The sequence below is a fragment of the Pseudoalteromonas sp. SWYJ118 genome, assembly GCF_015864505.1.
GTDB lineage: Bacteria > Pseudomonadota > Gammaproteobacteria > Enterobacterales > Alteromonadaceae > Pseudoalteromonas > Pseudoalteromonas arctica.
Genome location: NZ_JADYXC010000005.1, coordinates 66,394 through 86,377, shown reverse-complemented (window position 1 = coordinate 86,377; position 19,984 = coordinate 66,394). Strand labels below are relative to the sequence as shown.

Here is a 19,984-nt window from a genome sequence, read left to right as displayed (position 1 = left end):
GTTACTTAATATTATGTTTTACTGCTTTAACTGCTGCGGCGCTATCTTGAGCTTTAAGTGCTTCTAAAATAGCGCGGTGCTCGTTTACACATTCAGAACTTGAAGTAATTCGCTTATAGTTTAAGCGCATACGCATTACGTACGGGTACCAAATATTAACAAGTTCTTCGCCACCAGCTTGGTATATTAAATACTGATGAAACGAAATATCAATTTTAGTTACTTCGGTATAATCTTCTCTATCGAGCGCGTCTTCTAAAGATGCTAAAATGCCTTCTAGTTCAGCAATGTTTTGATCAGTTAAATTACCGTTTAATTCAGTGATTGCGTACTCTTCAATACTACGGCGAAGTTTTATCATTAAGCGTTGTAATTTAGGCTCTAAAACACTATTTACAGACGCACCACAGTTATTGCGAGAAATAAGTAAACCTTCTTTTGTAAGCTGTAAAATTACATCGCGAATAGGGCCGCGAGAAAGACCAAATCGCTCTGCCAGCTCTTTTTCATTTAACTTAGTTTGTGGTGGCATTTCACCAGAGATTATATCTGAGCGTAATTGCTCAGCTATTTGATCTTTTACAGATAAAATTTTAGTTGCTCTGTTACCAGCCATATTTATTCCTAAATTTGATTAACTTTATCTGACCCTAACATTAATTAATAAGCTTTGTTAATTTAGTCAAGATCATGTACTTATCTCAGTGTATATAAAAAAAGTGGAATGGTCTATTGTCAACACATTACAATAGACCAATAAATGTACAATTAATGGCTGTATTTACGATTATTTTTTAAAACGTCGTTCATACATAGACTCATTCATTGCTTTAGCTGCTTCAACCATTTCAGTATAGGGGCGATCTGTAACGCTAATAAAGCCAACGTTATAGTTTTCGCCATCGTAGGCTCTACCAGTAATTGGCGAGTCGATATATTGAAACCAATGTGCGCCAATAAAGTAAGGGTTGTCGATGACTGAGTTCATGTAATCTGTATACATTTTTGCTCTGTCTTGCTGGTTAGCTGCATGTATTAACCCAGGGTGAAACAAACCCGAGTCAGATGCGCCAATATGAAATTCGCCAATAATTGCTGGTTTATCAAATTGTGATAAAAATGCCCATTTATCTTCTCTTAAGCCTTCTTTGTATGCATTAAAGCTTATTACATCTACATACTTAGCAGATGCTTTAACCACTTCGATCGGCATGCCCCAATCCGGAAAACGTGCACCTAAATACATATGATTTGGCAGGTATTTATCCATAGCAGCATCTACAACACTAAAATACTTGTCGGCATAGGCTGTAAGTAAAATAGCAAAATCACTCAGTTGTTCTTCGTTTTTAATATCAACCGTTACACCTTTGTCAAACTCAACCCATGAGGCAAGGTTTAAGTGCCATACTTTGTTAAGCTTAGCGACATCGGTATATTTTTCTTTCATTAAACGAGAAAATTCAGCTTTAGTAGGCACTGTTTTAGCATCACGGCCTAAGGTATTAATAACAATACCATAATGGCTTTTAACGGAATCAGGGCGGCCAAAGCTTTTTTCGTTATCAATAAATACGCCTACTGCCCAAGGCGAATTTTTAACTTCTTTTGCAACAACACTAACGGTTTCGTTAGCACGCACTGTAAATTCAGGGTCGAATACATCCGGCATGGCTCCCCAAAAATCGCTTCCGCTTGATACGGTTTTAAAATCACCTATAATCCAACCATTGGCAAAGTAGGGCACTTTTTGATTATCGTAATAACTCGGATCAGTCCAATTACCCAGTGAGCTAAAGCCCCATGTGATCATTCTATCGAGGGTAACTTCTCGCCATTTTTGCATGTAATCTGCATTATTTTGACCATATTTACGTTCTAAATTAGCTGCGTAAAAGCTATATGTTTCGCCGTGTTCTAACGGACCCGAATGCGCACTTTTACGATAGCCAAAATGTTTACCTAGAGGCTCATTATAATCAGGTAGCCATTCAAATAAATTTTTACGCACTTGTGACGCTACAAAGCGGCTTTTAAGCGCTTCTTTATTTACTTGGTTTAACCCTTTTGAATCCTCAGGTGTTACCCCTGCATCCGCTGGTTTTGCCAATAATGCTTGATCAAAATCGTAACCAGTTAGTGTGGTTGAGTTTGCAAGACGAATGATATCAATACCGGTTGCAAGGTATAAATAGCCATCAGGGTCGACTAATGACCATTTATCATTATATTTAGCCGTTCTAAAATAACCAGTAGCTTCTAATTTTGGACCTTCTGCCCAGCCACCAAAGCGTGAGCGATTAGTAGGGCGTTTAGAAAGTAACTGTGCTGCTTCTTGTTTTTTGTCGCTCAATAGCTCGGCTTCTGAATGTACCTTCCCTGAAAATTCTTGTTTGGCATTTTGGCCAAATTCATCAACAATTTTGGTTAAAAAAGCAGTATTAAATTGAGGGTTTTTACGAAGTGAAATAGATTTTATTGCCAGCTCTTTGTCATGCAATGTACTTTGCACGCTAATTGCTATTTTAGCGATGCCTTTTAAGTTAAGATTTTTTTTACCCCACATAGAAATAAACTGTACCTCATCAGACTCCCATGTATCAGGGTTTGAACGAAGTCCTGAGGTAAAGTTAAGTTCTACATTTTCTTTGCCATCGGGCGTTGCAAGGTCGTGGCCGTCAAGTTTTGCGTAATACGTGTTGTATCCACCTACCGGCACATTAACGCTACGCGTATAGTTAGCACCGTCAATATCGGAGATATCTAAATAGATTTGTACAGAGTGTGTTCCTGGGTTTGCCAATTCAAAGGCAAGATTAAAATCACTAAATTCACTCCAATCCCAAGGTTTTTCCGGTGAAAAAACAATACTAGCGTACGAATTTTTCTTAGATTGAAATGTCACATCTAATACAGAGTTTTCTGCCTTTACAGTGGCTGCATTACTTTTGTATTGAACTGGGGTTAGCTGTGTGTGTGCAGCATCAGCAAATAAATACATTAATGTATCTGCTGAATTAACCTCTGTAGGCTCATTGGTTGGTTTTTCAACCTTGATTTCTTGTTGGTTACAGGCACTTAGCGCAAGTAAGAGCGATGTGAGTAGTATGTTCTTTTTATATTTCATTGCTGTTCAACCTTTAATTACAATTTAACATACCATACAACAAAAAAACCAAATTGAATATTGTTGACAATATGCAATTTTTGTTTTTATGTGTTATTTATAATAAACTTTTGATTTTGTTTAACTAATTTTTAATGTTAATTGTAAAAGAGTTTAAGTTAAAGCATGATTTCTTAAAATAGATGTTGCAAGTGCGTTAATTTTGAAATAGTCTCGAAGTTATTACTCATGGTTAATTGTTAACAATGTTGGGTTTTGACACTAGCACTCGCTTTATTCTCTATATAAAGCAACACACAATGATAACAACAAAGTTGGATAGAAGTATGAATGGTAGCAAACGTAATGTGTTTTTCTTTGCATTTATCGTCGCCTTTGGTGGCTTTATTTTTGGATTAGACGCTGCTCTTATTTCAGGTACGGTTCGTTTTGTATCTGCAGAATTTAATTTATCTGACATCCAAATAGGCACTGTAGTAAGTGCGCCTGGTTTTGGTGTGCTATTTGCTTTAGTCATTACCGGTTACATATGCAATATGTTTGGCCGAAAAAATACCTTAATAGGCATTGCGTTTATATACATACTGTCGGCAATTGCATCGGTTTTCGCGCCAAGTTACGAGCTATTAGTTACTGCTCGTTTTATAGGTGGATTAGCATTCACGTCTTTATCGGTCGCTGCTATGTATATAGGTGAAGTTGCACCGTCTAAGTACCGTGGTAAATTAGTGTCTATGATTCAAATAAATATTGTTGTTGGATTATCCGCAGCGTATTTTGCTAACTACTTACTTGTTGATTTAGCTCACAGTAATTTTGAGTGGGTAACACAGTGGAATGTACAAGATAATTTATGGCGCTGGATGCTAGGCGTTGAGATTATTCCTGCTATTTTATGGTTTTTATTATTATTTACTATTCCCCAAAGCCCGCGTTGGTTAGTTATGAAAGGCAACGAAACACGCGCTATAACTATCTTGCATCGTTTAAATAAAAATACTGAATTGGCCCAAGAGCAACTTAAGAGTATTAAAGAGAGCTTGGTTGATTACAGCGAAACAGGTGGGTATTTTTCTTCATTTAAACAACTACTCGAAAGTCGTGTTCGCACAGCTGTCATTATTGCTTTTACTATTGCTATTGTGCAGCAAGTGACGGGGATTAACGCCATAATGTTTTATGCTCCAACGGTGTTTGAACAACTGGGAGTCGGCACTGATGCTGCTTTTTTTAACGCTGTTTTAATTGGTTTAGTCAGTATTGTATTTACTGTGGTAGCTATTGCTTTGATAGATAAGTTAGGGCGCAGACCCCTTGTTATTTGGGGATTAGCAGCTGCAACAATTAGTTTGTTTATGTGTTATTTAGGCTTTAGCCAGGCAGAATATAGTTTGTCGGCTGAAGATATAACCTCGTTTTCAGCGTTAAACTCTATTACAGGACTGGAGCACATAATTGGTACCGTGTATCACAGTGATATTGAATTTAAGCAGGCTTTAGCGAGCGTACTTACAGCTTCGCAACAGCAATTATTTGAAAGCGATTTAATTTCACGCGCAGCAACTATAAACGCGCCACTTATATCATTTGGTATAGCGGGCTTTATTGCAGCCTTTCACTTTTCGATTGGGCCAATTATGTGGGTAATATTTTCTGAAATATTCCCGACTCGTATTCGAGGTGTGGCCATTCCTACCTTTGCATTTATAGCCAGTGTAATTAGCTATTTTGTTCAGCAGTTTTTCCCATGGCAGCTAAGTAATTTAGGCGCTGCAAACATCTTTTTACTTTATACCGTATCGGGTGTAGCCGGCTTTGCATTGTTATTTAAGTTTATGCCAGAGACTAAAAATAAATCGATAGAAGAAATTGAAGTCTACCTAGAAGGCCTACACACTAAAAAAGTACAGGAGGGTGTGTGAGTACTTTACTCGCTATTGGCGAATGTATGGTTGAGCTAGTACCAACAGGTATTAGCGAATGCAAGCAGTCATTTGCGGGCGATACTTACAATGCTCTTGTGTATGCAAAGCGTTTTGCTAACACACTAAATTGCGCGCTATTTACAGCTGTAGGTAGCGACGTACTGAGTGCCAATATGCTCAAATGTTGGCAACAAGAAGGTATTAATACACAAAACGTGATTACAACAGCAGACTATAACGTGGGTATTTACGCTATTTCAACGGATGCTGATGGTGAGCGAAGCTTTGATTATTGGCGTAATCAATCAGCAGCGAAGCATATGATGAGTTTATATACTCAAAAGCCATTTAATTTAGGTTTGAAAGAATCAGACTGGGTGTTTTTCAGTGGCATTAGTTTAGGTATTTTAGATGATGAATCTAAACAAGGTTTACTCACATTATTAGCTGCTCTTAAAAAACAAGGCTGCACAATTGCGTTCGACCCTAATTATCGCGCGCGTATGTGGCAATCAAAAAGCCACGCTATTGAATGGCTAGAGCGTGCTTATGCGCTTAGTAATGTAGTTTTACCAGGTCTTGATGATCACCGTGTGTTATTCGGTCATTCAAGCATTGAAGAGATTGTTCAGTACTGTACACAATTTGATATCGACGAAATTGTTATTAAAGCTGGTAGTGCCGGGATGCAGGTTTATTGCAAAGATGATCTTAAAGCGTCATGTCCGTTTACACCCGCTGCAAAGCAAGTTGATAGTACAGCGGCAGGTGACTCATTTGCCGGAACCTACTTAGCCGCCAGAATGTGCGCACAAAACCCTCAAAATGCATTAGAAATGGCTGACAGTGTTGCCTCACAAGTTGTGCAGCATCAAGGCGCTATTTTACCTCTTGACGTATACCAGTCGCTAAATATAAGCCTAGGTAAGTAAGGAATTAACATGTCTGATAAAAAATTAAGTTTAGCAAGTAAGCGTGCAATAGAGCGTGGCTACGATAAATATGGCCCGCAGTGGCTTACAGAATTTGATATAGAACCGTTGCTGGGTGATTTTGCCTATGAAGAAGGGGTTATACGTCGCGATCCTTCATCTGTTTTATACATTGATGGTGTTTACCATTGTTGGTACACCAAAGGTGAGGGGGAAACGGTTGGTTTTAACTCTACTAATCCGAATGACAAAGTATTTCCATGGGATTTAACGCAAGTTTGGCATGCGACCTCAAAAGACAGTATTACATGGCAAGAACAAGGCTTAGCTGTAAGCCCAGGTAAACCAGGTGATTACGACGACAGAGCAATTTTTACGCCTGAAGTGTTTGAACACCAAGGTCATTATTATTTGGTTTATCAAACAGTACAAACACCTTATACAAATCGTCAGTACGAACATATTGCAATAGCTCACTCTGAATCTGCATTTGGGCCGTGGATAAAATCACCAAAACCGATTGTAAGCCCAAGCAAAGATGGTAAATGGCTTGGTGATGAAGACAGTCGTTTTGCCGTAACAGCTAAAGGTAGTTTTGATAGTCATAAAGTACACGACCCATGTTTAGTATTTTTTAATAATAAATTTTACTTGTACTACAAAGGCGAAACCCAAGGTGAAGGAATGAACTTTGGTGGTCGTGAAATAAAACACGGTGTTGCTATTGCTGATGATGTATTAGGTCCTTATGTTAAATCGCCTTATAACCCTATTTCAAATAGTGGTCATGAGGTCGTTGTTTGGAATTATAAAGGGGGTATTGCTAGTTTGCTAACAACCGATGGCCCTGAAAAAAACACCATTCAATTTGCTCAGGACGGTATTAATTTTGAAATTATGGCGCATATAAAAGGCGGTCCAGAAGCGATAGGCTTATATCGACCAGCGCAAGGGTTTGAGCAAAATCCAGCACCTGGAATTAGCTGGGGATTGTGCCATAAATACGATGCCAGTTGGAACTGGAACTATATTTGTCGGTTTACTCCTCGTAAGCAAGTGCTCGACGCCGGTACCTTTCAAAACAGTAACTAGGGAAAGTAAAGAATGAGTGAGCAACAAAATCAATTTAACCCGACAGAGCATCCACACCGGCGTTTAAACCCATTATTAAATGAATATGTGTTGGTGTCGCCACACCGGGCTAAACGCCCATGGCAAGGTCAAGAAGAAAGTGTAGATATTGAGGTTAAACCAGAATACGACGAAAGCTGCTTTTTATGTAAAGGCAATACGCGTATTAACGGTGAAGTAAATCCAGATTACAAAAACACCTTTGTGTTTACTAATGACTTTGCCGCCTTGCGTGAAGGTGTGCCTGATGTGGAGCAAACCGATCCCCTATTTAGTATGCATACAGAGCGTGGCACTGCGCGTGTTATTTGTTTTTCGCCTAATCATGCAAAAACACTACCAGAGCTTAGTGTTTCGCAAGTTACAAATGTAGTAAGCACATGGCAAGAGCAATGCATAGAGTTATCAAAAACTTACAAATGGGTTCAGGTATTTGAAAATAAAGGCGCTGTAATGGGGTGCTCTAACCCACATCCACATGGTCAAATTTGGGCACAAAATAAATTACCTAGTTTGGTTGCGCGTAAACACGAAAACCTCAAACGATATTACGAAAAGTATAAAAGTAATTTACTGCTTGATTACGCAAAACGTGAAATTGAAAAGCAAGAACGCGTGGTTTGTGTAAACGATGATTGGCTGGTGGTTGTGCCTTATTGGGCTGCATGGCCATTTGAAACACTGCTATTGCCTCGGTTTGCGATTACTCAAATGATACAGCTGACAGACGCTCAACAAAGTAGTCTAGCTGAAATTATTAAAAATATAACAACTCGTTACGATAACTTATTTCAATGTTCATTTCCGTACTCTATGGGCTGGCATGGCGCGCCTTATGATGGTCAAAGCCACTTATTTTGGCAATTACATGCGCAGTTTTTACCGCCATTACTACGATCAGCCAGTGTTAAAAAATTTATGGTTGGTTACGAGATGATGGCCGAAGCACAGCGTGATATTACACCCGAGCAAGCTGCCACTATTTTGAAGAAACAATCACTAACGCATTATAAAGAGAACACTAAATGAATGTTGAACAAAGCGCACGGTTAGCTTTTTCAAACCACTTTGGACGCGATGCCGACTTTGTTGTCAAAGCCCCAGGGCGTGTTAATTTAATTGGTGAGCACACCGATTACAATGATGGTTTTGTACTGCCTTGTGCCATTGAATACGCTACTTACATTGCGGTGTCCCCTCGAACTGACGATGTAGTAAATGTACTTGCACTTGATTGCGATAACCAAACCGACAACTTTTTAGTAAATAAACCGCTTAATAGCCACAGTACGCAAACGTGGAGTAATTATGTTCGCGGCGTAGTTGATGAACTGCAAAAACGAAATCATAAACTCAGTGGCTGCGATATATGCATCACAGGTAATGTCCCGCAAGGAGCTGGTCTTAGTTCATCGGCTGCACTTGAGGTAGGTATTGCTTATGCATTTAATCATTTATGTGAATTGTTTATTGAGCGAAAAGACATAGCTCAAATTGCACAAGCCGCTGAAAACAATTTTGTGGGCTGCAACTGTGGAATTATGGATCAGCTTATATCGGCGTGTGGTCAGCAAGGACAAGCATTGGGTATAGATTGCCGCTCACTTGATTTAATTGAAGTGAGCATTGACCCAAAGATGACTATTTTAATGGTTAACTCAAACGTTAAACGAGGCTTGCTTGATAGCGAATATAACTTACGCCGAGAGCAATGTTATGCAGGGGCAGAAGCTTTGTCTAAACCGAGCTTGCGCGATGTAAGTATTGATGAGTTTGAGGCAAAAAAACATACATTAAGCGTTGAAGTAGCCAAGCGTGTAGAGCACATTGTGTATGAAAATGCGCGCACATTAGAAGCCATGCAAGCCTTTAGTAATAACGATATAACCAAACTAAGTACACTAATGGCACAAAGCCATGCCTCTATGCGTGATTTGTTCGAAATAACCACCTCCCAAATCGACACTCTTGTGAATATTATCGCAAAAGTAATTAATGAACACGGCGGCGTAAGAATGACGGGCGGTGGCTTTGGTGGTTGTGTAGTGGCGTTTGTTCCTAATTTTTTGGTAGAGAATGTAATTAGTGCTATTGAAACGCAGTACGAGCAACAAACAGGATTAAAAGAAACGATTTACACAAGCGTACCTTCAGCTGGTGTATCACTTATAAGAGCATAAGGACAATCTAATGAAAAAAGTACTGGTAACAGGAGGGGCGGGATATATTGGCAGCCACACTGTTTTAAGCTTATTAAAAGATGGTTTTGACGTAGTAGTAATAGACGATTTAAGTAACTCGAGTCGTGAATCGCTAACTCGCGTAGAAGCGTTATCAAAGCGAAAAGTTGAATTTATTCACGCCAGTTTACTTGATAACGATAAGTTGTCTGCCACGTTTAGCGAGCATAAATTTGATTCGGTTATTCACTTTGCAGGTTTAAAAGCGGTAGCCGAATCCATAGAAAAACCACTTGAGTATTATTATACCAACTTGGTGTCTACCTTAAATTTATGCCAATGCATGCTTAAATATAATGTTGATAAACTCGTGTTTAGCTCATCAGCTACAGTTTATGGACAAGGCGCATCGGTGCCTTATACCGAAAGTTTACCTCTAGGGCGTGCAGCAAGCCCGTATGGGCAAACAAAGGTAATGATTGAGCAAATACTACAAGAAATAGTCGCCTCAAATACCGGTTTGCAAGTAGCCAGCCTGCGCTACTTTAATCCTATTGGCGCAGATATTAGCGGCCAAATAGGAGAAGACCCATTAGGTATTCCTAACAATTTAATGCCCTTTATTGCTCAAGTTGCTGTAGGTAAACGTGACAAATTAGCTATTTTTGGAGGCGATTACCCTACTGAAGACGGTACATGTGAGCGTGACTATATACACGTTAGTGATTTAGCCAATGGTCATATTAAAGCCCTTAAATGGCTTGGCGAGCAACACCACAGTCTATATGAAGCATTTAACCTAGGCACTGGTACTCCTTATTCTGTGCTTGGCATAGTAAAAGCATTTATTGAGTATACCGGAGTTGATATTAACTTTGACATTGTAAAGCGTCGAGATGGCGACTTAGCTGCCTTTTGGGCCGATTCATCTAAAGCCCAGTCTGTTTTAGGCTGGCAATGTCAATATACCCTCGCAGACATGATGAAAGACACATGGCGCTGGCAAAGTAATAACCCTAATGGCTATCCAAATGTATAACTTCCTTATGTAAAGCACTGTCTACACAAGGCGCCCTAATCCACACACAATAATAAAGGTGATTAAAATGAAACGGAGAAGTTTTTTAAAACTCAGCGCTGGTCTACTAAGTTCAAGCCTGTTAAGTGGTTGCAGCGGATTATTTGCATCATACCGAGGTGACTTAACCTCAACTGCGCCATTAGATAATACGAATTTTAGTAAGCAGGTGTGGCTTGGTAAGCATTTTTGGGGCAACAGACTACAAGATTGGCAGCGTATAGGTAATGAGCTTTTATGTACCCGAGAAGGAAAAGATTTTGAAGCGCGTACTGTATCGTTACTCACCAGGCAACTTAATGGCTCATTACAAAGTGGGCGTATAAAAGCCACCGTACGCAATTTAACACCGAATGAAGAGGGCTTTTGTGGATTTTTATTAGGAATTGGCAAAGGTGAGCTATCAGCTAAAGGTGCTGCTTTAGCACAGCGAGCTGGTGGCGAAAATGGCGGAATAATTGCCGCCTTTGACAGTTTAGGTAAATTATCATTTAGACAGTTTGATGATGAAAGCAAAGCGCTTGATTTTACTATTATTAATCGTACTCCATTTAATATACAACAATATAAAAGCGGCGATAAAATAACACTCGATTGCCATTTAGACCCAATAGATGCACACCATTTTGATATTCGTCTTGTGGCAAGTAACACAAATACAGCCCAGGAGTTAGGATTTGCAGTACTTCACAAAGTACCCGCAGAACAACTGCAAGGGGGGATTTCGTTATTAAGCTCCTCAGAGCCTTTTGTAGCAGGCGCACGTTGGGGGTTTAGTGATATTGAAACCGGTGGCGGTAAAATAACTCTAAATAATGCCAATACCTTAGGCCCGGTTATGGGGTGTATGTATAGCGTTAATAAACAGGTACTCAAGTTATCTTGTCAGTTAATGCCTATTAATATTAAAGAATTTTCACGCGTAGAGCTGCAATATAAGTTTGAAAACCAATTGGATTGGCAGCATGCAGGCACAGCAAAAATTGAAGATGGGTTTGTAGCAAGGTTTAGGTTAAGTAATTGGAACTATTTAAAACAAGCTCAATACAGAATTGTTAACCCACAAAAGCCTGAAGACACTTTATACTTTGGCACTATTGCTAAGGACCCACAAAATACTAAAGAATTCACGATTGCATTGTACTCTTGTATTATTCCTACCTCCAAAAGCTTAGACAACACACATTACACACGCCTTATTAGTAGCGAGCGCGATTTAGGACGTTACACCAAAGACAATATTTTATTTCCTCACACTGAACTTGTAGAAAATGCTAATTACCATAACCCTGATATGTATGTCTTTTGTGGCGATCAGTACTACGAAACATACCCGACTCGCTATGGTCGCCACACCAAAGATGCCAAACTAGATACCTTATATAAATGGTACTTATGGTACTGGGCGTTTGCCGATAGTATAAAAGATAAGCCTACACTTGTTTTAGTTGATGACCATGATGTGCTGCAAGGTAACTTGTGGGGCGATGGTGGCGATCACTCCGATATGCTAAAAGAGGAAGACGGCGGTTATAAGTGGGACAAAGACCTTGTTAGAATGATCTACCGTATGCAAAATGGGCATAATCCGGACCCTTACGATCCCACACCGATAAAATATGATATTCCGGTTAGTTATGCTGCATTTGAATATGGCGGTATTAGTTTTGCGATGGTTGAGGATCGTAAATTTAAAACGCCACCTGACTACAAAGCTAATAAGCTTGCCACAACGGGTGAGTTATTAGGTAAACGCCAAGAAGCCTTTTTAAAAGACTGGCAAACTATGCACCCGGGTAAACCTAAAATATGTATTACAGCTTCCATGTGGGGGTCGCCTCAAACCGATGAAAATGGCAAAGCATTAATAGATTACGATGCAAATGGCTACCCGGCTGATGGGCGTACACGCGCAGTAAAACTAGTAAGTGACGCTAACGCATTAGTAATTGCGGGAGATCAACACCTCGGATTGCTTGCCTATCAAGGAATCAATACTTTTGATGATGGCAGCTTGTTTTTTGCAGGCCCAGCTAGCGCAGCATTTTGGCAGCGATGGTTTGAACCCTACGCACCTTTACCAAATCAGCGAAACAACGACAAAAACACCGGTGATTTTACCGACACGTTTGGCAATAAAATGCGAGTTCTAGCGGCAGCTAACCCAAAAGTTACGCATAAACTTTTTGCTAAACAAAATACAACGTGGGGTAAGTTTTTAGCTGACAGAAACTTAAAAAGTGAAGGTTATGGAATTATTAAAATAAACCATGCAAAAAAATATTATCAATTAGAGTGCTGGGAGTGGAATACAGATCCATCAACAGAAAAGCAGTTTACTGGTTGGCCGTATATAAAAGAATTTTGATTAGGCTAGAACTATTGACGATAAACTCTGTGTAAATATTTACTTTAACACTGTTACTTAAGAGCAATTTAATGCTTACGCATTAAGTTGGTTTTTTATAATCAAATAAATATTGTTAACAAAATACAGTTGACAATTGTTTGGTTATTATATTATTGTTTACAAAAGATTAACCTGACAACATAATAATACCTTAGAAAGGGAACACACATGACAATCATCAACAAAGCGTTCAAGTTGAGCGCGATTACAGCTGCAGTACTTGCAACACAATTGGTTTACGCCAAGCAAGACGAAAGCACACAAGAAAAACCGAAAGTAGAAGCCGATATTGAAATAATTGAAGTCAGCGGGTTAGCCGCCAGTCTCAAAAAATCTATTAATGATAAGCGTTTTGCTGAAAACGTTGTTGATTCGATTAACGCGGAAGATATAGGTAAGTCTACCGATCAAAATATTGCTGATGCGCTTTCGCGTGTAACTGGTGTATCAGTACAATCCGTTGATGGTGAAGGTGCACGAATATCTGTGCGTGGTGCTAACTCACAACAAAACAATATTAGCATGAATGGTGTGCAATTAGGTTCTACAGGTTTTAGCCAAGGCGTAGACTTATCGCAGTATTCATCCGATATTTTATCTAAAATTGAAGTGGTAAAAACACCGAGTGCAGATCATGAAGAGGGTTCGCTAGGCGCAAATATCAATCTTTCGACTACAAAGCCGCTTGATTTAAATTATGAAATTTCCACTATGACTTTAGAAGGTAGGTACAACGATTTATCTGATAAAGAAAATTATAAAATATCGGGTACGATGTCGAAAAAGCTTTTTGACGATACCTTTGGCGTGGTTTTTACTGCAGTTAAAGAGACTAACGAATACCGAAAAGACCAATACTCTGCTACAGAGTGGACAGCAGTTCAGTCGCCTTTAGCAACAGATACAAATGGCAACGTTGTTGAAAATGCGGTAGGTATTACACCTCGTTTAGTTAATTATCAGCTTTTTGATAGTCAAAATGACCGCACCAGTATTAACTTAGGTTTGCAGTGGCGAGCAAGTGAAAACACAGAGTTTAACTTTAACGCAAACCTTGCAAAACAAGATGTTAATAACTCAATGCATGGTATTAATACGCGCTCAATGGAAACTAAAAACTTAGTTGAAGGTGAAGACCCAGGCCTTTCTGGCGTGACAGCTAAATTTACTGATCCTGAAGCTAGCTGGCGTACAATCGATTTAAAAACGAATACATTTACTAAATTTATCAACCGCTTTGGTAACGGTGGTTTAGTGCAGTCAGAAGGTGAATTTGAAAATAAAAACCAAGTTTACTCACTTGATATGAATCACGGTTTTAGTGACTCATTTTCGATGGAAGCTGGCGTTGGGTACTCTAAAACGCAGCAAATACCAGAAAACTCAGTGTACGTTGCACTGCAAAATTTTGCCAATATTAGTGCATGGAGCTTAGTAAATGTGCCACCAGAGGATATGGAGCCTGTTGGTTATGACTGTACAGCAGGCGGTCCGTGTAAATTAGTTACAGGCACCGGCTTAATTGATTACGGCGAAAACGACACTTTTGGTGACCCAACAAATCTATGGGATAACTACAGCACCACGGGATTTAATCCGGATGAGCTAAAAGCGCAGCATTTATCGTACATGGGCAGAACCCTCAACGAAGTCGAAGATGAACAAAAATCGCTCTTTGTCGATTTTGATTACGTGCTTGACACAAGCTATGTACGCTCAATTGAATTTGGTGCAAAATGGTCAAAACGTACAAAATATGTAGATGCTCAGCAAGGTGCCTTTAATAGTGTAGGCGAGGGGGTTGTAGTTATAAACCCTGCAACAGGCCAACCTGCAGTACTTGGTAGCGGTTTAAGAGATATTTCTGGTGATTTAATAACCAACGGTGAAGGGTTTCCTGTTGACGATTTTATGGCTGATTTAGGTTATGGCCGCGACAATGTAACCGATGGGTGGAATCGATTTTCGGCTTTTAAAGCATTTGAAGTAGCTTTAGGGAGTCCAGAAGTTGCTTTTGCCACAGACGATTCAAACACTCGCAATACAGAGCTAGATAACTTAGCATTTTACACCAAGCTAAATTTTGAATTAGCAGATGGACGTGTTACAGGTGATGTGGGTGTGCGTTATGTAAAAACGACTGTAGAAGTGCAAGGTGCATCGGGTGTACAGTTTGCATTTGACCCTTCAAATAATGCTCGTTTAATGGACCCATTTAAATTAGCAGAGTTGCGTGATACTAGCTTACCACTGTGTGCTGCAACGCAATTTTATGGTGCAGATTACAACGAAGAAATACGCTGGTCGAGAACCGATGGTCTAGGCTACGACACAAAAGGCACTATTGATAAATCAGACGATGTGGCTATTCCTGCTCAAGGCGCGTGTCATGATCCTAACGCTGTACGTGGTAATCCAAATGAATCTGAGTGGTGGTTATGGCGCCATTCTGATGTATCAACCGAAAAAAACTGGATATATGGCGAGCGTAAATTTGATGCAAATGGAAACTTATTACCAACAGAAGACAGAAGCTTACGCTCGTTTGCAGTAACTGGTGAGCACGACTACGATTTGTTTTTACCCAGTATCAATATTAACTACTTGCAAAGTGAAGACACCATTATTCGTTTTGCAGCATCTAAAACAATGGCTCGTCCACAAATAGATTCACTACGTCCTGGTTTTAAAGTAAGAGAAACACAATGGGGCGGTGAAAACCGTAACAACTCAATTACGCTTACCAATCCTAAACTCGATCCACTTGAATCAATAAACCTTGATTTATCATATGAATGGTATTTCAACGATTCGGGATTATTAGCAGCATCATTATTTTATAAAGACATGACAAACTTTGAAGAGTCTGAAACGATTGTTACCTACATGGATGACCTACGTGGAGTGGGACTCGAAGAGGGCGAATCTTATAACCCAGACGATTTAGTACTTATTGCAGGCCAAGATAGCTTAGAAAAATGTATGCCTAAGCGTTTTCAAGGTGGCCAGGATTATCAAAAAGAGTGGATGTATTCGGGCGACTTAGAGCAAATGTGTGCCAAATTTAACACCACCCGAATTAAAAATGGTAAAGGGGCAAGTATTAAAGGGTTAGAGCTTCAATACATGCAAACCTACGATAACTTACCGGGTATTTGGTCCGGCCTTGGCTTGCAGGCTAACTATACATATCAAGACAGTAAGTACGATCAAGAAGTATCATCGATTGATAATAATGTAAAAATTCCTTCATTGGCTGTTGCCTATACGCCAGAGCATAGCTACAACGTAACGGGTTTTTGGGAAAAAGATGGTCATCAATTACGTCTATCTTACCAAGGGACAACCGATCAGCTAGTACAACGCTCATGGGAAAACGGATCGCTGTGGGAAGAGGGACGTAAAACGCTCGACTTTTCTGCAAGTTATAAAGTAAATAACTACATGACGGTATCACTACAAGTTGCCAATGTAACCGACGAAGGCGTAAGACAATACTTTACCAGTCGTTTCTTAAATGCTGGTGGCCAAACGTTTTCTGAAGGCAGCCCGCTTGAAGGCGATGCAACTAAATCACGTACTGTTTACGCATATAAAACAGGCCGGACATTGAGACTTAATACCCGTATTAATTTCTAAATTTTTAATCTAATAAAAAGCCCGCAGCATTTCTGCGGGCTTTTTGGCTTTTGTTACTTGTCTCGTCCTGAAATGTGTTTACACATTTAGGACTTATTATGACCAAGTCAAATAATACACCGATTAAAAGAACACACGAGATTATTCATTAGGCTTTAAATTGCAAGTTGTCGACGCTGTAGAAAAAGGCGATATGACTTATAAACAAGCCCAAAAAATTTATTAACTGAAAGTGGAGAATCTATCTCATTTTAGAAATTGTTACTGTAGTTTTCTCATAGTGGGAAGCTCTAATCGGTTATCTAAACAAAGCTTTATATAGGGCGGGTTAAGAAAACTATCTGCAATAATACCTTTTTATAACAAGCTAGCTAAAATATTTAGTGTCTAGGTAAACATCTCTGATAATACTTGCAATTAACTTTTATCAATTTGTAACCGTTTTTAGAAAAAAAAAATGCTGATCTTTAGTAAAAAATCAAATATAGTTTGTTTACTGTTAACAATATTTGATTTGTGAGATTAAAACTATGAACAAAAACATATCTCGTCGTTCAGTCCTCAAAATGCTTGCTGCTGGTGTTGCTGCTACAGGAATTTCTGGTTGCACTAGCAGTTTTGGGACAGTGGCTTCAACAACTACCCGCGGTACTAAATCTCATCATGATAATTGGTATAAAACGTATGATAGAGTATGGCTTGGAAAACAATATTGGGCTAATCCAATGGAGGATTGGCGCGTAGTTAATGGTGCTGCTGAATGTAGAAGTAGAGGTGGTAATCGTAGTGTTCATTCACTCACTCACCAAATAGCGCATCTTGACCAATCTTTTACAATGTCGGTGCAAGTGTCTCGCTTAGAGCAAAACAGCAACGATGGTGGCGCGGGTATTCGTCTTGGTGCTAAAAGTGAATTAAATGAATACCGTAGTAATTGTTTTGTACAGCAGGGTTATGACCTTGGTATTAAAAACAACGATTTAGTGTTAGGCAATAACACCGTGCCTATATCGATTCCGATAGAGGATCAAGCTGTTACTTTAACGCTGACTGGAACACCTCAATCAGGTGCCATGGCTTTAGAGTTAACGGCTAGTTTAACGTCGTCAGGAAAAGTGATAGGTACTCTCACTCATTTGGCTGCAGCCACTGAATTATTAGGCAATGTGGCGTTGGTGAGTAACTTTTCGATTCCATCCGTCACATATGAAAATGCACCTGAAGACAAGTTGGGCGCACGATATAAATTTAGTAATTGGACCATGCAAGGTGAAGCATTTTCAGTAATAGATGAACAAGCGTTTGGTCCGATACTTTGGACTATGTATTCGTTAAACGATACATTGAGTGATGAAGGCTTTGTGATGAAGTTGAGTGCTTACACAGGGCCTATAGGTGAACAAGATAATCAGCAAATAGAACTACAAATACAGCGTGATGATCAGTGACTCGCTATTGATTCGCAAGTCATAGACCATGATGGCTGGTTGGCGACCTTTCGTATTGCTAATTGGGATGAAACACGCGATACGCCTTTTCGGGTTGTATACCGTGAAAAACACACAGATGGTACACAAACCCCAGATATATATTCAGGGATTATAAAAGCGAACCCAGCGAGTGAAAAATTACGAATGGCCGCGCTCACGTGTCAAAATGATTATGGTTTTCCGTACCAACCTGTTGCTCAAAATGTCGAAAAACTAAACCCCGATTTGGTGTTCTTTTCTGGTGATCAAATTTATGAAAGTCATGGCGGATTTGGTGTAATTCGTACTCCAGATAATTTAGCGATTTTAAATTACTTACGCAAATTCTATCAGTTTGGCTTGGCTTTCAAAGAGGTAATGCGTAATCAACCGACAATTTGTTTGCCCGATGATCATGATGTACTCCAAGGTAATTTGTGGGGGGAAGGTGGTGCAAGGATGGAAAACATTTCCAAAGACCCTTCAGCAAGTGCATTAGGTGGTTATATTGATTCTGCACGCGTGATAAATATGATACATAAAACCACTCTCAACCATAATCCAGATCCTTATGATCCAACGCCAACTAATGGTATTAGCTCGTATTATGGCACTATGCTATATGGCGGTGTCGGTTTTGCGATTCTTGCCGACAGACAATGGAAAAGTGGCCCAGAGCGTATTAATGTTGCGGTTGGCGAAACGGGACAAGATGAAGACCCACTTTTTTATAATCCTATATTCAATCCCCCCGGCTTAGACCTGTTAGGAAACCGCCAAGAGAACTTTCTTATAAAGTGGGGTAACGATTGGCGTGGGCATAAATTAAAAGCGGTATTAAGTCAAACGGTGTTTGCTGCTATTTCTACTCATCAGCCCCTACCTGATCGCTTCTTGAAATATGATTTTGATTCGAGTGGTTGGCCTGCATCTGCACGTAACCGTGCAATTGACGCAATGCGTGACTCTATGGCGTTACATATTTGTGGAGATACCCATTTAGGTTCTTTATCGCAATATGGCGTAAACCAGCAAAGAGATAGCAATTGGGCTTTTTGTACGCCAGCTATTTCTGCCGGTTGGCCAAGATGGTGGAAACCTGATTCGATGAGCATGCCTTACCAAAACCGGCCAGCACACGGCCTTGGCGAAACTGGCGAATATAATGACACTTTCGGTAATAAGATTTATGTCTATGCGGTAGGAAATCCACAGGTTGGTAAATCCAGTAATCGTTATGTAAAGGCACATGAGAAAGGGAGTGGTTTTGGCTTTATTACATTTGATTCTGAAAAGCTGACATACACAATGGAAGCATATAAGTTTTTAATAGATATAGCCGATGGTAAAGCAAGTAATCAGTATCCAGGATGGCCAGTAACTATTCATCAACAAGAGAATAAAGGCAAAAATATATTAAGTTAACTTATATGTATTAGTTCAGACAATATCTGACAATTCAACTTGAAAAAAGTGAGAGTTACCCGTTTTGATAAAGGTGTCGAATCTTTAAATCAAAACAAACAAAAAGGTAACTCTCATGTTGCACACTAACAACCCAACCATAAAACACAAAGCCGGTTTACTTAACCTTGCTGAAGAACTAGGCAATGTATCAAGAGCCTGTAAAGTCATGGGCGTATCACGAGATACATTTTATCGTTATCAAGAACTCGTTAATGAGGGGGGATTGATGCGTTAATCGAAAAGAACCACCGTACACTAAATATAAAGAATCGCGTTGACGAAGAAACAGAGCAAGCCGTCATTAAATATGCAGTTGACTATCCTGCTCACGGCCATCATAGAAGCAGCAATGAGCTTCGTAAATTAGGCGTGTTTTTTTCAGGTAGTGGTGTTCGTTCAATTGTTAGCTATACGCTTAAGGAAGAACTATAAAAAGATCTGGACGAATGGATGGATTACTACAACAATGATCGGACTCATCAAGGGAAAGTATGTTGCGGTCGAACACCACTTAAAACATCACTGGATGGAAAAACGGTTTGGGCAGAAAATAATTTAGCTCAAATCTAAACTAACAGTCATCATTAGAAAAATGGGTAACTGTCAGATCAAGCCTGAGCTAGTAC

At 39.5% G+C, this 19,984-nt stretch carries 10 protein-coding genes and 2 pseudogenes; 10 read left to right on the top strand and 2 right to left on the bottom strand.

What is annotated here, in order from left to right:
* Position 1 precedes the first annotated feature (1 nt).
* On the bottom strand, positions 2-616 hold the full coding sequence (locus tag I6F48_RS07435) for a GntR family transcriptional regulator (RefSeq protein WP_149605600.1): 615 nt from the start codon (positions 614-616) through the stop codon (positions 2-4).
* 171 nt (positions 617-787) lie between these two features.
* Positions 788-3,127, bottom strand: a complete 2,340-nt coding sequence (locus tag I6F48_RS07430; RefSeq protein ID WP_197119164.1) for an agarase — start codon at positions 3,125-3,127, stop codon at positions 788-790.
* Positions 3,128-3,453: 326 nt separating this feature from the next.
* Between I6F48_RS07430 and I6F48_RS07425 the strand changes: the two genes are divergently transcribed.
* The 10 genes and pseudogenes from I6F48_RS07425 (at position 3,454) to I6F48_RS07380 (ending at position 19,928) form a co-directional block, all read left to right on the top strand.
* Complete coding sequence (locus I6F48_RS07425) at positions 3,454-5,049, top strand: MFS transporter (protein WP_165727473.1); 1,596 nt, start codon at positions 3,454-3,456, stop codon at positions 5,047-5,049.
* Complete coding sequence (locus I6F48_RS07420; RefSeq protein ID WP_165727474.1) at positions 5,046-5,984, top strand: sugar kinase; 939 nt, start codon at positions 5,046-5,048, stop codon at positions 5,982-5,984. Before I6F48_RS07425 ends, I6F48_RS07420 begins: the two co-directional genes overlap by 4 nt.
* 9 nt (positions 5,985-5,993) lie before the next feature.
* Positions 5,994-7,076: a glycoside hydrolase family 117 protein gene (locus I6F48_RS07415; protein WP_165727475.1), complete on the top strand. Its 1,083-nt coding sequence runs from the start codon at positions 5,994-5,996 to the stop codon at positions 7,074-7,076.
* 12 nt (positions 7,077-7,088) lie between these two features.
* Entirely contained in the window at positions 7,089-8,144 is a 1,056-nt protein-coding gene (locus I6F48_RS07410; RefSeq protein WP_197119163.1) for a UDP-glucose--hexose-1-phosphate uridylyltransferase, read from the top strand.
* The gene (galK, locus tag I6F48_RS07405) at positions 8,141-9,295 is read left to right on the top strand and encodes a galactokinase (RefSeq protein ID WP_165727477.1); all 1,155 of its coding nucleotides are present in this window, start codon (positions 8,141-8,143) and stop codon (positions 9,293-9,295) included. Before I6F48_RS07410 ends, galK begins: the two co-directional genes overlap by 4 nt.
* Positions 9,296-9,305: 10 nt before the next feature.
* Positions 9,306-10,334, top strand: coding sequence for a UDP-glucose 4-epimerase GalE (gene galE, locus I6F48_RS07400; RefSeq protein ID WP_197119162.1), 1,029 nt, complete (start codon positions 9,306-9,308; stop codon positions 10,332-10,334).
* 67 nt (positions 10,335-10,401) lie between these two features.
* Positions 10,402-12,741 (top strand): alkaline phosphatase D family protein, encoded by a 2,340-nt coding sequence (locus I6F48_RS07395; RefSeq protein ID WP_166419028.1) that lies wholly within the window; start codon positions 10,402-10,404, stop codon positions 12,739-12,741.
* Between the two features lie 210 nt (positions 12,742-12,951).
* The gene (locus tag I6F48_RS07390; protein ID WP_165741745.1) at positions 12,952-16,422 is read left to right on the top strand and encodes a TonB-dependent receptor; all 3,471 of its coding nucleotides are present in this window, start codon (positions 12,952-12,954) and stop codon (positions 16,420-16,422) included.
* Between the two features lie 530 nt (positions 16,423-16,952).
* A pseudogene (locus I6F48_RS07385) lies at positions 16,953-19,316 on the top strand (alkaline phosphatase D family protein).
* Positions 19,317-19,431: 115 nt separating this feature from the next.
* Positions 19,432-19,928, top strand: a pseudogene (locus I6F48_RS07380) (helix-turn-helix domain-containing protein).
* Positions 19,929-19,984: the final 56 nt, after the last annotated feature.